Annotated in this window: 12 protein-coding genes; 5 read left to right on the top strand and 7 right to left on the bottom strand. The window is 71.2% G+C overall.

What is annotated here, in order from left to right; genetic code table 11:
• Nucleotides 1–40: 40 nt before the first annotated feature.
• Nucleotides 41–1,255 (bottom strand): 23S rRNA (adenine(2503)-C(2))-methyltransferase RlmN, encoded by a 1,215-nt coding sequence (gene rlmN, locus ACYVKF_RS05460; RefSeq protein ID WP_056915118.1) that lies wholly within the window; start codon nt 1,253–1,255, stop codon nt 41–43.
• Nucleotides 1,256–1,349: 94 nt separating this feature from the next.
• Here rlmN and ACYVKF_RS05455 point away from each other — a divergent pair, with 94 nt between their 5' ends.
• A complete protein-coding gene (locus ACYVKF_RS05455) occupies nt 1,350–2,333 on the top strand; it encodes a hypothetical protein (protein ID WP_460965371.1) in 984 nt (327 codons plus the stop codon).
• Nucleotides 2,334–2,360: 27 nt separating this feature from the next.
• On the opposite strand, the gene ACYVKF_RS05450 is transcribed toward ACYVKF_RS05455, so the two are convergent.
• From ACYVKF_RS05450 to pyrH, 3 genes are all read right to left on the bottom strand, one after another.
• Entirely contained in the window at nt 2,361–3,254 is an 894-nt protein-coding gene (locus ACYVKF_RS05450; protein ID WP_082552919.1) for a phosphatidate cytidylyltransferase, read from the bottom strand.
• Nucleotides 3,255–3,298: 44 nt separating this feature from the next.
• Nucleotides 3,299–3,856, bottom strand: coding sequence for a ribosome recycling factor (frr, locus tag ACYVKF_RS05445; RefSeq protein ID WP_056915120.1), 558 nt, complete (start codon nt 3,854–3,856; stop codon nt 3,299–3,301).
• Nucleotides 3,857–3,945: 89 nt separating this feature from the next.
• The gene (pyrH, locus tag ACYVKF_RS05440) at nt 3,946–4,671 is read right to left on the bottom strand and encodes a UMP kinase (RefSeq protein WP_056917191.1); all 726 of its coding nucleotides are present in this window, start codon (nt 4,669–4,671) and stop codon (nt 3,946–3,948) included.
• A 221-nt stretch (nt 4,672–4,892) separates the two neighbouring features.
• Between pyrH and ACYVKF_RS05435 the strand changes: the two genes are divergently transcribed.
• On the top strand, nt 4,893–6,854 hold the full coding sequence (locus ACYVKF_RS05435; RefSeq protein ID WP_460965368.1) for a M13 family metallopeptidase: 1,962 nt from the start codon (nt 4,893–4,895) through the stop codon (nt 6,852–6,854).
• 94 nt (nt 6,855–6,948) lie between these two features.
• A complete protein-coding gene (locus ACYVKF_RS05430) occupies nt 6,949–7,449 on the top strand; it encodes an antibiotic biosynthesis monooxygenase (RefSeq protein ID WP_460965366.1) in 501 nt (166 codons plus the stop codon).
• 310 nt (nt 7,450–7,759) lie between these two features.
• On the opposite strand, the gene tsf is transcribed toward ACYVKF_RS05430, so the two are convergent.
• Together tsf and rpsB are read right to left on the bottom strand one after the other, a co-directional pair.
• Complete coding sequence (tsf, locus tag ACYVKF_RS05425) at nt 7,760–8,590, bottom strand: translation elongation factor Ts (protein ID WP_056918195.1); 831 nt, start codon at nt 8,588–8,590, stop codon at nt 7,760–7,762.
• 51 nt (nt 8,591–8,641) lie between these two features.
• Nucleotides 8,642–9,604 carry a 30S ribosomal protein S2 gene (gene rpsB, locus ACYVKF_RS05420; RefSeq protein WP_056915124.1) on the bottom strand — a complete coding sequence of 321 codons (963 nt, stop codon included), beginning with the start codon at nt 9,602–9,604 and terminating at the stop codon, nt 8,642–8,644.
• Nucleotides 9,605–10,032: 428 nt separating this feature from the next.
• Between rpsB and ACYVKF_RS05415 the strand changes: the two genes are divergently transcribed.
• Nucleotides 10,033–11,238, top strand: a complete 1,206-nt coding sequence (locus tag ACYVKF_RS05415) for an MFS transporter (RefSeq protein WP_460965364.1) — start codon at nt 10,033–10,035, stop codon at nt 11,236–11,238.
• Between the two features lie 6 nt (nt 11,239–11,244).
• Here the strand turns inward: ACYVKF_RS05415 and ACYVKF_RS05410 are convergent, their stop codons facing one another.
• Nucleotides 11,245–11,610 carry an SET domain-containing protein-lysine N-methyltransferase gene (locus ACYVKF_RS05410; RefSeq protein ID WP_460965362.1) on the bottom strand — a complete coding sequence of 122 codons (366 nt, stop codon included), beginning with the start codon at nt 11,608–11,610 and terminating at the stop codon, nt 11,245–11,247.
• A gap of 58 nt (nt 11,611–11,668) precedes the next feature.
• Between ACYVKF_RS05410 and ACYVKF_RS05405 the strand changes: the two genes are divergently transcribed.
• Entirely contained in the window at nt 11,669–12,829 is a 1,161-nt protein-coding gene (locus ACYVKF_RS05405; RefSeq protein WP_460965360.1) for a pyridoxal phosphate-dependent aminotransferase, read from the top strand.
• Nucleotides 12,830–13,049: the final 220 nt, after the last annotated feature.

Here is a 13,049-nt window from a genome sequence, read left to right as displayed (position 1 = left end):
GAGTGTAGGCAGCGCCGGCGTTCCGGGAGGTGGTTCGGCCTCAGGCGGTCGAGGCGGCGAGCTGGCCGCAGGCTCCGTCGATGTCCTGGCCACGGGTGTCGCGGATCGTCGTCGGGATGCCGTGCGCCCGCAGCCGTTCGACGAACTGCTGCTCGACGCCGGGGCGGGAGGCCGTCCACTTCGAGCCGGGAGTCGGGTTCAGCGGGATCGGGTTGACGTGCACCCAGCCGCGACCGCGGGCGTTGAGCTTCTTCCCGAGCAGGTCGGCCCGCCAGGCGTGGTCGTTGATGTCCTTGATCAGGGCGTACTCGATGCTGACCCGGCGACCGGTTGCCTCGTAGTAGCGGTAGGCGGCGTCGAGCGCCTCGTCGACGCTCCAGCGCGTGTTGATCGGCACGAGCTCGTTGCGCAGCTCGTCGTCGGGGGCGTGCAGCGACAGGGCGAGCGTCACCGGGATGCCCTCGGCCGCGAGCTTGTCGATGGCCGGCACGAGACCGACCGTCGACATCGTGATGCCGCGGGCCGACATGCCGAGGCCGTCGGGCGCCGGGTCGGTCATCCGGCGGATGGCGCCGATCGCGGCCTTGTAGTTGGCCAGCGCCTCACCCATGCCCATGAACACGACGTTGGAGATGCGGGTCGGGCCGCTCACCTCCGGGGCGCCGTCCTCGTCGCCGAGCTCGGCGGCGTCGACCGCCCCCTCGGTGGTGACCGACGCGGCGAGCTCCCCGCTGCGCAGCATCCGGGCCGCCTGCACGACCTGCTCGACGATCTCACCGGCCGACATGTTGCGGGTCAGACCCGCCTGTCCGGTGGCGCAGAACGGACAGTTCATGCCGCAGCCGGCCTGGCTGGAGATGCAGATGGTGACGCGCCTGGGGTACCGCATGAGGACGGACTCCACGATGGCCCCGTCGTGCAGCTTCCAGGCCGACTTGATGGTCATGCCGTCGTCGGCGGTGCGCTGGACGTGGGGCGTCAGGAGTGTGGGGAGCAGGTCGGCCACGAGCTGGTCGCGGACCCCCTTGGGCAGGTCGGTCATCTCCTCAGGCGAACCGACGAGGCGCTCGAAGTAGTGCGTCGACAGCTGCTTGGCACGGAATCCCTTGTGCCCCAGCGCCTCCACCGCTTCCTTGCGCTCGGCCGGCGACAGGTCGGCGAGGTGGCGCGGGGGCTTGCCCCGTCGCGGCGCGGTGAACGTCAGGGCTCCGGGGGCGGGGCGCTGCGCGGTGGGCTCGGGGAGGGAGGTCGTCATGGCTCCCCCAGTTTCGCAGCCACCCACCGGAACTGCCCAATCGCCGGGGCACCGGCCTAGGGTGGGGCGCACCGACCAGGGGAGGAACTGCGCCGTGGGGCTGTTCTCACGCAGGAAGGGTTCGCCGGGCCCGGACGAGCCGTCGCGCCCGGGTTCGGGCGGCCACAGCGGCCCACGGCGGGTCGACGACGCCCTGACGATGTTCGAGGAGTCCGATGCCGCCACCTTCCGGTCCACGGTCCGCGAGACGCTCGCGGAGATGGGTTTCGAGGTCACTGTGCTCGCGGACCACGTGACGACCGACGACGGCCGCCAGTGGGGCCTGTGGAACCTCGGTGCCGGGTGCGCCGGCACCCCTCACGACCAGTGGCCGGCCACCGTCCGCGCGCACTTCACCACGGTCATGGCCGGCGCCGACGACGAGCCCCTCACCGCGGCATACCTCGATGCGCACGTCGTCAGCCGGCTGATGGAGGAGGACGGCCTGCGCCAGACCCCGGACTGGGTCGACCGCGGGCTGGAGTGGGCCCCGGGGGTGCGGCAGGTGGTCGTCGTCGACACCCCGGAGACGGTCCAGGTCCTGCCGCCGGCCGCGTTCGAGGAGTTCAGGCCGCTGGGACCGTGGTTCGACCGTGGGCTGGCCAACCTGCGGGCCCAGCTCGACACCGAGACGTTCCAGCTCGAGGCGGTCACCCATGGCGACTCGACGTTCTGGTGCCTGCTCGGCGACAGCGTCTACACGGCCAGCCTGGCCCTGCTCCTGCCGGACGTGGTGCAGCGGTATGCCGCGCAGCCCTTGTCGGACAAGGGCGTCCTGTTCGCGATCCCGTTCCGTCACCAGCTCGCGTTCCACGTCGTCGACGAGCCGCAGGCCGCCCTGAACGCGCTGATGGTGATGCCGCAGTTCGCCGCAGCGGGGTTCCTGGAGGGCAGCGGACCGGTGAGCCCGAGCGTCTTCTGGTGGCAGGAGGGCCGAGTGCGTCAGGTCTCCACGATGACCGCCGACCGGCGGCTGTCGGTCACGCCCGGCCCCGAGCTCGAGGTGCTGCTCGGGATGACCCGCGGCGACGAGGCCTGAGCCCACGAGACGCAGCCTGACCGCGCCTCAGACGGGGACGAGCCAGGCGAGCAGCGCCCACGCGACCGGAGCGACCAGCACGAGCGAGTCGAGGCGGTCCATGATGCCGCCGTGCCCGGGGAGGATGTTGCTCATGTCCTTGACGCCGAGGTCGCGCTTGACCGTCGACTCGGTGAGGTCGCCGACGGTCGCCGCCACGGCCACGCAGGCACCCAGCAGCGCGCCACCCCAGGCAGGGCCGTCGAGGAGCAGGACCACGGTGATCGCCCCACCGGCGACGCACGTGATGACCGAACCGGCGAAGCCCTCCCACGACTTCTTGGGGCTGACCGACGGAGCCATCGGGTGCTTGCCGAAGATCACGCCGAAGACGTAGCCACCCACGTCGCTGAGCACCGTGACGAGGATGAAGGCGACGACCCGGCGCGACCCGTCGTCCGGCCGCAGCATCAGGGCCGCGAACCCGGCGAGGAACGAGGGGTACACCGCGACGAAGAAGCCTCCGGCGAGGTCGCGGACGGCGTCGAGCACCCCGTCGGCGATGCGCCAGAGCAGGATCCCGACGCAGGTGAGGCCGAGGGTGAGGACCAGCGCCTCGCCACCGCCGATGTAGGCGGAAAGGATCATGCTCACGCTGCCGACGACGCTGGGCACCAGTGGGACGGCGATGGAGACCTGCAGCAGGGCGCGGCGCAGCTCCCAGACGCCCACGGCGACCGCCGCGACCACGATGACGAGCATCAGCTCCTTGAGCAGGAGCAACGAGCCGACGATGAGGATGCCGAGCCCGACCCCCACCGCGATGGCCGCCGGGAGGTCACGGCCCGCGCGCGACGGCTTGGTCACGGGCGCGCCGGAGTCCGCGTCGTCCGGGACGTCACGGCGTTGACGGCGCGCACTGCGGGAGGAGGGAGCGGACATGTCGGACGTGAGCGAACGTCCTCGGGTGGTGGTCGGCGGGCGCCTCACACCTCGAGGAGCTCGGCCTCCTTGCCCTTGAGCAGCTCGTCCACGCTGTCGACGTACTTCTTCGTCGTGGCGTCGAGCTCCTTCTCGCCGCGGGCGCCGTCGTCCTCGCCGATGTCGCCGTCCTTGACGAGCTTGTCGATCTCGTCCTTGGCCTTGCGGCGGATGTTGCGGATCGACACCTTGGCGTCCTCGCCCTTGGTGCGGGCGAGCTTGATGTAGTCCTTGCGGCGCTCCTCGGTGAGCATCGGGAGCACGCAGCGGATGACGTTGCCGTCGTTGCTGGGGTTCACGCCGAGGTCGGAGTCGCGCAGGGTCTTCTCGATCTCGCTCATCGCCGACTTGTCGAACGGGGAGATGAGGATGGTGCGCGCCTCGGGCGTCTGGAAGGAGGCGAGCTGCTGCAGGGGGGTCGGGGCCCCGTAGTAGCTGACCATGAGCTTGTTGAACATGCCCGGGGTCGCGCGGCCGGTGCGGATGCCGGCGAAGTCGTCCTTGGCGACCTCGACGGCCTTGTCCATCTTCTCCTCGGCCTCGAGGAGAGTCTCTTCAATCATGTTCCGGCTCCTTCTCGGGCGGTCCCGGTGGGGGCCGCCGGTGGTGTGTGGTCAGTCGTGGGTCGGGCAGGTCGCGGTTGTGGGCCGACTCACCCAGGGATGACCAGCGTCCCGATCCTCTCACCGCGCAGCGCCTTGACGACGTTGCCCTCGCCCTCCATGCCGAAGACGACCATGGGCAGCTTGTTGTCCATGCAGAGGCTGAACGCTGCCGTGTCCACGACCCGCAGCCCGCGCTGCATGGCCTCGGTGTAGGTGATCTCGTCGTACTTGGTGGCGGAGGGGTTGGTGCGGGGGTCGGAGTCGTAGACCCCGTCGACCCCGTTCTTGCTCATGAGCACGGCGTCGCACTTGATCTCGAGCGCACGCTGGGCCGAGACGGTGTCGGTGGAGAAGAACGGCATGCCGGCGCCGGCGCCGAAGATGACCACGCGGCCCTTCTCGAGGTGCCGGATCGCGCGGCGCGGGATGTACGGCTCCGCGACCTGACCCATCGTGATCGCGGTCTGCACGCGCGTCTCGATGCCCTCCTTCTCGAGGAAGTCCTGCAGCGCGAGGCAGTTCATCACCGTGCCGAGCATGCCCATGTAGTCGGCCCGGGTGCGGTCCATGCCCTGCTGCTGCAGCTCGGCGCCGCGGAAGAAGTTGCCGCCGCCGATGACCACGGCGACCTCGATCCCCCCACGCACGGACTCGGCGATCTGGCGGGCGATCCCGCGGACGACGTCGGGGGCCAGGCCGACCTTGCCGCCACCGAACACCTCGCCCGAGAGCTTGAGCAGCACCCGGCGGCGCAACCCGGGAGACCCGTCGATGGACGATCCGGTTGGGGTCTGCTCGGGGGCAGAAGTCACGACAGATCCTCCTGAAGCTGTACTGGCGGTCACCGCATACTTCCACACCTCCCGTGATCCTCCGCCTCGGCGGTCGTCCCCGGGTTGGGCTCGTGGACCCCGCGCGTGGCAGGGTTGGCCGAGGTGGGCCCCGAGCGTGGGCACGCCCACCCACGGCACAGCAGGCAGCGAAGGAGACGCACATGAGGTCAGGCATCCTCCCCGGGCACCGCGACGACGCGGTCCGGCCCCAGGACGACCTGTTCGGCTACGCCAACGGCACGTGGGTGCGGGAGACCGAGATCCCCGGCGACCGCGGCCGCTACGGCACCTTCGACATGCTGCGCGAGCAGTCCGACGAGCGGGTCCGCCGCCTGATCGACCGCGCGGCGGCCGACACCAGCGCCGAAGCCGGTTCGCCCACCCGCAAGGTCGGCGACCTCTACCGCTCCTTCATGGACGAGGAGAAGGTCGAGTCGCTGGGGCACACGCCCATCGACGCCGACCTCGCCGACATCGCCAAGGTGACCGGCACCGACGAGCTCTTCCGCACGATGGGCCGCCTGCAGCGCCAGGGCGTCCCCGGCGTGCTCGGCTTCTACGTCGCCCCCGACGCCAAGAACCCCGACGAGTACACCCTGTACCTCTCCCAGGGCGGCCTCGGCCTCCCCGACGAGTCCTACTACCGCGAGGAGCGGCACGCAGCCGTCCTCGCGGCATACCTCCCGCACGTCGCCCGCATGCTCGACCTGGTGGGCATCGGCGGGGGCGCCACCGACCCCGACTCACCCGCCGCGCGCGTGGTGGCCCTCGAGACGACCCTCGCCAGCCACCACTGGGACAACGTCGCCACCCGCGACGCGGTGAAGAGCTACAACCCGTACGGCCGCTACGACCTCGAGGACCTCGGGCCCGAGGTGATGTGGTCGGACTACATCCGCGGGCTCGACGCCCAGGGCGCGTTCGAGAACGTCGTGGTGGGCCAGCCCAGCTTCCTCGACGGCCTGTCGGTGGCGCTGGACGAGATCGGGATCGACGACTGGAAGGCGTGGCTGTCCTTCCACCTCGTCAGCTCGGCCGCCCCGCTGCTCAGCCGCGAGTTCGTCGACGCCGAGTTCGACTTCTCCGGACGCGTCATCAGCGGGCTGCCCGAGAACCGCGAGCGCTGGAAGCGTGGCGTCTCCCTCGTCGAGGGAGCCATCGGCGAGGCCGTGGGCCAGCTGTATGCCGCGGAGCACTTCCCGCCGGAGGCCAAGGACCGGATGCTCACCCTCGTCGGCAACCTCGTCGAGGCGTTCCGGCGCTCCTTCGACGGGCTCGACTGGATGGGACCGGAGACGCGGACCCAGGCGCTCGAGAAGCTGGAGTCGTTCACCCCCAAGGTCGGCTACCCCGACGTGTGGCGCGACTACTCGGCCCTCGAGATCGACGACGACCTCGTGGCGAACGTCCGGCGGGCCAACGAGTTCGAGTTCGAGCGGGAGCTGGCCAAGCTGGGCGGCCCGATCGACCGCGACGAGTGGATGATGCTCCCGCAGACGGTCAACGCCTACTACCACCCGATGCTCAACGAGATCGTGTTCCCGGCCGGCATCCTCCAGCCGCCGTTCTTCGACCTGGACGCCGACGACGCCGTCAACTACGGCGGCATCGGTGCGGTCATCGGTCACGAGATCGGCCACGGCTTCGACGACCAGGGCTCGCGGTACGACGCCCGGGGCGCGCTGCGCGACTGGTGGACCGAGGAGGACCGCGCCCGCTTCGACGAGCGGACCCAGGCCCTCATCGCCCAGTTCAGCGAGCTGTCCCCCCTCGCGGCACCGGACGACAAGGTCAACGGCGCACTCACCGTCGGCGAGAACATCGGCGACCTCGGCGGCCTCGCGATCGGCTACTCCGCCTACCGCATCGCCACCGAGGGCGAGCAGGTCGCCGAGCTCGACGGCCTCACCGGGCCGCAGCGGTTCTTCGTCGGCTGGGCGCAGGTGTGGTCGGGCAAGGCGCGGACCGAGGAGGCCAAGCGACTGCTCGCCATCGACCCGCACTCCCCCATGGAGATCCGGGCCAACGCCGTGCGCAACTGCGACGAGTTCCACGAGGCGTTCGACGTCCGCGAGGGCGACGGCATGTGGCTCGCGCCGGACCAGCGCGTCCGCATCTTCTGAGCACCTCGATGCCCGACACCCTCCGCGACGACCCGCCGGTCACCGTCGCCATCACCCGGCGGGTCCGTCCGGAGGACGAGCAGCTCATGCAGGCGTGGGTCGAGGCCGGGACCTCGCTCGCGCAGAACTTCCCGGGATCCTCGGCACCGGCTGGCTGCGGCCCGGCCCCGGGTCGCGTGAGTGGCACATGCTCTACCGCTTCGACTCCCGCGCGAGCCTGCTGCTCTGGGAGGAGTCACGCGAGCGCACCATGTGGTTGCGCTCGGCCCAGGACCTCGTGCAGCACACCCGCGTGGAGCACCGCACCGGCATCGAGGGCTGGTTCGACGAACCCCAGCACCGCCCCGCGGACGACGCGGGCGACCCCGTGCCCCCTGCACCCCCTCGCTGGAAGCAGGCCGTGACGATCTGGACGGCGTTCTTCCCGACCAACCTGCTGTTCACGTGGCTGCTGGTGCCGTTGACGCACGCGTGGCCGCTGGCGCTGCGGGTCCTGTTCATGACCCTGCTGCTCACCCCGGTCATGACCTACCTCGTGCTGCCGCAGGTCACCCGGCTCCTGCAACCCTGGTTGGTCAGAACCCGGCGTTCCTGAGCATGAACTCGGTCTCGGTGTCGCGCCCGCCCCGCGGGTCCGGACCGGGGTCGACGTCCTGGGTCGTCGTCATCTCCTCCCGCGGGACACGCTCCGGCAAGTGCGTGAAGTCCCGCGGTTCACGGGTGCGTGGCGCCTTCGCGGTGGTCCTGCGTGCTCTCCCCATACCTCAGTATGCCGCGGACCTGCCGCGCGCACGCGCCATCCGCCCGGGCACGCGCCCTAGGCCGCCCACGCGCGAGGCCCGCCCCCCGAAGGGGACGGGCCTCGTGAACTGCGGTGGGCCTGAGGGGCCCGGGTGGAGCGGGTGTCAGCTGCCGACGCGGAAGCGGGCGAACGACGTCGCGGTCGCGCCGGCCTCCTCGAGCACCTTGGCGACGGTCTTCTTGGCGTCCTTGGCGAACGGCTGCTCGAGCAGGACGTTCTCCTTGAAGAAGCCGTTGACGCGACCCTCGACGATCTTCGGGAGGGCGGCCTCGGGCTTGCCCTCCTCCTTCGCCGTGGCCTCGGCCACGCGACGCTCGTTCTCGACGGTGGTCGGGTCGACCTCGTCGCGGCTGAGCACCGTGGGGCTGAACGCCGCGACGTGCATCGCGACATCGCGGACGACCTGCTCGTCGCCACCGTCGGCGCCGACGAGGACACCGATCTGCGCGGGCAGGTCGGGGCTGGTCTTGTGCAGGTACGACACGACGACCGGGGCCTCGACGCGAGCCACGCGCTTGACCTCGATCTTCTCGCCGATGGTCGCGTTCGCGTCGTCGAGCAGCTGCTTGACGGTACGACCGTCCTCGAGGCTGCTCGCGAGCAGCGCGTCCGCGTCGGAGACGCCAGACGCCACGGCCTGCGTGAGGACCTGGTCGGCGAGGGCGATGAACTTCTCACCCTTGGCGACGAAGTCCGTCTCGCAGAGGACCTCCACGAGGGTGCCCGTGCCGGCGCCGGAGCGGGCCGTGACCAGCCCGTTGGACGCGGTGCGCCCCTCGCGCTTGGTGACGCCCTTCTGGCCCTTCACCCGAAGGATCTCGGTGGCCTTGGCGCGGTCGCCGTCAGCCTCGTCGAGGGCCTTCTTGACGTCGAGCATGCCGGCGCCGGTGGACTCACGCAGCGCCTTGATGTCAGCGGCGGTGTAGTTCGCCATGTGTGTTTCTCAGCTCTTCTCTGTCAGCAGTGCGGTCGGTGGGACGAGTGCTCAGGCCTTGGCGTCGGCGTCGGCCTCGGCCGGAGCCTCGGCAGCAGCGTCGGTCGCCTCGGCGGCAGGCGCCTCGGTGGCCTCGGCGACGGGCGCCTCGGTCGTCTCGGCAGCTGCAGCCTCGGGAGCGTCCGCGGCAGCGGTCTCGCCGGCCTCGGGGGCCACCGCGTCAGCGGTCTTGGCGGCGTCGCCACCGAGGAGCTCGCGCTCCCACTCGGCCAGCGGCTCGTCGGTCGCGACGACACCCTCGGCCTGCTCGCCGGACTTGCCGGCGGAGCGGGACATGAGGCCGTCGGCCACGGCGTCGGCGATGACGCGGGTCAGCAGCGTGACGGAGCGGATCGCGTCGTCGTTGCCGGGGATCTTGTAGTCGACCTCGTCGGGGTCGCAGTTGGTGTCGAGGATCGCGATGACCGGCAGGCCGAGCTTGCGCGCCTCGTCGACCGCGAGGTGCTCCTTCTTGGTGTCGACGATCCACACGGCCGAGGGGACCTTGGCCATGTTGCGGATGCCGCCCAGGGTCTTCTCGAGCTTGTCGCGCTCGCGCTTGAAGATCAGGAGCTCCTTCTTCGTGAAGCCGGAGGCCGCGACGTTGTCGTAGTCCAGCTCCTCGAGCTCCTTGAGGCGCGTGAGGCGCTTGGAGATCGTGTTGAAGTTGGTGAGCATGCCACCGAGCCAGCGGTGGTTGACGTACGGCATGCCGACGCGGGTCGCCTGCTCGGCGATGGGCTCCTGGGCCTGCTTCTTCGTGCCGACGAAGAGGATGGAGCCGCCGTGGGCGACGGTCTCGCGGACGAACTCGTACGCGTTGTTGATGTACGTCAGCGACTGCTGCAGGTCGATGATGTAGATGCCGTTGCGCTCGGTCATGATGAAGCGCTTCATCTTGGGGTTCCAGCGACGGGTCTGGTGCCCGAAGTGGACGCCGCTCTCGAGGAGCTGGCGCATGGTAACGACGGCCATGCCGTGTCTCCTATGTGTCGTTGTCAGTTTCGTCGGACCCGCCATGGGGGCGTGGTCCTGCCTGGCGTCTGGCCGCACCCCACCGGCACCCTGGCCGGACTGCTGTGGTGCGCCCCGGGTTCGGAGGAAACCTCGTCACCCGGCGAGAAGACGCGCGAATTAGGCCTCCGCGTGCGAGCACACGGTGACCGTCGTCCATCGTACGTGCTGGGCGGGGTGATCGAGAAATCCACCGCCCCGGCCCGGTCCCGGCCCGGTCCCGGCCCGGTCCCGGCCCGCGTCGCCCGGTGACACGGGGGAAATGGGGGCGACGACGCGCCCCGCCCGGCGTAGGGTGCCCGACTTGTGGCTCCCCTCCTGTCCCGCCTCGGTGAGTGGGTCGCACCTGCGCGGATGGGCGTCCCGTTCCGCTGGAACCTCGCGTCGTCGTGGGTCGGCCGCTGGGGGACGGCATCGCCCTGGCCGCCGGGCCCCTGCTCGTCGCCTCGCTGACCCGCGACCCCAGCCTTATCGCCGCCGCGGCGATGGTGCAGAACCTCCCGACCCTCCTGCTCGGCCTGTATGCCGGCGCCGTCGCCGACCGCGTCGACCGGCGGCGGCTCGTGCTGGCGGCCAACCTCGTGCGCGTGGTCGTGCTCGCGGTCCTGGCTGCGACGATCGCGACCGGCACGGTGTCGATCACCCTGCTCCTGGTGACGCTGTTCGTCGTGGGCGTGGCCGAGCTGTTCGCCGACACCGGGTGGCGGGCCGTGCTCCCGATGATCGTGCCCAAGGCGGACTTGGGCATCGGGAACGCCCGGCAGATGTCGGGGTTCCTCGTGGCCAACCAGTTCATCGGTCCGGCCGTGGGGGCCAGCCTCTTCGCGCTGGGCTCCGCCGTGCCCTTCGGGGTCCAGGGCTGCGCCCTGCTGTTCTCCGCAGCCCTCTTCACCAAGGTCCGGCTGCCGCGGGAGGACGACACGGTCCGCCCGGAGCAGCACATCGGCCACGACATCCTCGACGGCCTGCGCTGGATCGCGGGGAACGCCCCCATCCGGACCCTGACGCTCATCATCTTCATCTTCAACGTCACCTGGGGCGCTCCGTGGGGCGTCCTCGTCTACTGGGCCCAGGAACGGCTCGGTGTGGGAGCGGTCGGGTTCGGCCTGCTCACGACGTGCTCGGCGATCGGTGGGGTCACGTCCGTCCTGCTCTACGACCGGCTCGAGGCGAGGGTGCCGCTGGCCAGGCTCATGAAGATCTGCCTGGCCCTCGAGGTGCTGACCCACCTCGCACTGGCCCTGACCACCGTGGCCTGGGTCGCGATGGTGGTCATGGTCGTCTTCGGTGCGTACGCGTTCGTCTGGGGGTCGCTCTCCTCGGCGGTCCGGCAGCGCGCCACCCCCAACGAGCTTCAGGGCCGCGTGGGGAGCGTGTACTGGCTGGGCCTGATCGTGGGGCTGCTCGTCGGGCAGCTGCTCGGTGGCCTCATCGCCCGGCACTTCGGGGCGGCAGCACCGTTCTGGGTCGCGTTCGTGGGCGCCGGGGTCACGCTGCTCGCCGTGTGGCGCCAGCTCGACCACATCGCCCACGTCGACGGCGCACGGTCGGAGCCGGCGTCCGGGGAGGCACCCGTCGAGGCGACCGAGGACTGAACCGGCTCAGGCCGTGGCGTCGACCGCCCGCTGGACCACCGGGGCCAGGTGGCCGGCGTAGCGCCGCTGCACCTGGGGGATGCGCCAGTCGTCACCGGTGACGAGCTGGCGGCAGCGGTAGGTCTCGCAGTGGCAGCGCACGACCATCTCGGGGTCGATCGAGCCCGTCGCGTAGTCCAGGGTGAGCTCCTCCCCCGGTTCGACGTCGCGGAAGGCCACGACGCGCTCGCCGTCGGCCGCCCACGCCAACGTCGGGTCGCACGAGTGGTTCAGGGCCGCGACGTCCACCGCGACCGCCTCGCCCCGGGCCAGTCCCCCGGTCGTGAACCACCCGCGCCCGGCGATCGTGGACGGCTGCCGTTCGATGGCCATGGCCGCAGGGTACGCGCGGCGGCCTGCGAACCCGGCGCAGGCGGCATACCGTCGGCGCATGGCTTCTCCCCTCGTCGCCCGCATGCACGGTTTCGGGACCACGATCTTCGCCGAGATGACCGCGCTCGCCACCGAGCACGGCGCGGTGAACCTCGGGCAGGGCTTCCCCGACACCGACGGTCCGCGCGAGATGCTCGACGCCGCCAAGGCCGCCATCGACGGCGGGCGCAACCAGTACCCGCCCGGCCCCGGCGTCCCCGAGCTGCTCGACGCCGTGGCGGCGCACCAGTCCCGGTTCTACGGCCTCGAGGTCGACCCGCGCTCGGAGGTGCTCGTCACCGTCGGTGCGACCGAGGCGATCGCCGCCACCATCCTGGCGCTGTGCGAGGTGGGCGACGAGGTGGTCACCTTCGAGCCCTACTACGACTCGTACGCCGCGTCGATCGCCCTCGCGGGAGCGGTACGCCGTACCTCCGTGCTGCGGTTCCCGGACTTCGCCGTCGACGAGGCGTCGCTGCGCGCCGCGTTCTCGCCACGGACGCGGCTGGTCCTGCTCAACACCCCGCACAACCCGACCGGCAAGGTCTTCACCCGGGCCGAGCTCGACCTGATCTGTTCCCTGGCAAGGGAGTTCGACGCGTGGGTCGTCACTGACGAGGTCTACGAGCACCTCGTGTTCGGGGACGCGGCGCACGTCCCGGTGGCGACGTTGCCAGGCATGCGCGAGCGCACGCTGACGATCTCCTCGGCGGGCAAGACGTTCTCGGCCACGGGCTGGAAGGTCGGCTGGGTGTCCGGTCCGGCGCAGGCAGTGGCGGCGGTGCGGACGGTCAAGCAGTTCCTCACCTTCGTCGGCTCGGGTCCCTTCCAGCCGGCCGCCGCCGTCGCCCTCGCACTCGGCGACGACGTGTATGCCGCGTTGTCCGGCTCGCTGGAGGCCAAGCGCGACCTGCTCGTGGCGGGGTTGCGGGGAGCCGGGCTCGAGGTGTCCGTGCCGGACGGGACGTACTTCGTCGTGGCCGATGCGGCACCGCTGGGGGCCACCGACGCCCTGGCGTTCTGCCGCGAGCTGCCCGCACGGGCCGGCGTCGTGGGTGTCCCGGTCTCGGTGTTCCACGATGACGTGGCGGCCGCCCGGACGTTGGTGCGGTTCGCCTTCTGCAAGCGGGACGAGGTGCTGGCCGAAGCGGTCCGGCGGCTCGCGGCCCTGCGGGACTGAGCGGCCGCCCTCGGCGCTGCGGGACCGGGCAGCCGCTCGCGGTCCTGCGGGAACCGGGCAGCCGCTCGCGGCCCTGCGGGACCGGGCAGCCGCTCGCGGTCCTGCGGGAACCGGGCAGCCGCTCGCGGCCCTGCGGGAACCGGGCAGCCGTCCACAGGCGGGCCGTGCGTCCGTCCCGCGTCCACAAGCCGGCCGGACGGTGCTGGCCGGCCCCGCCTGC

The organism is Pedococcus soli, assembly GCF_054782575.1.
Note: the sequence above shows the minus strand (reverse complement) of the source record. Positions and strands in the feature narration are given on the sequence as shown.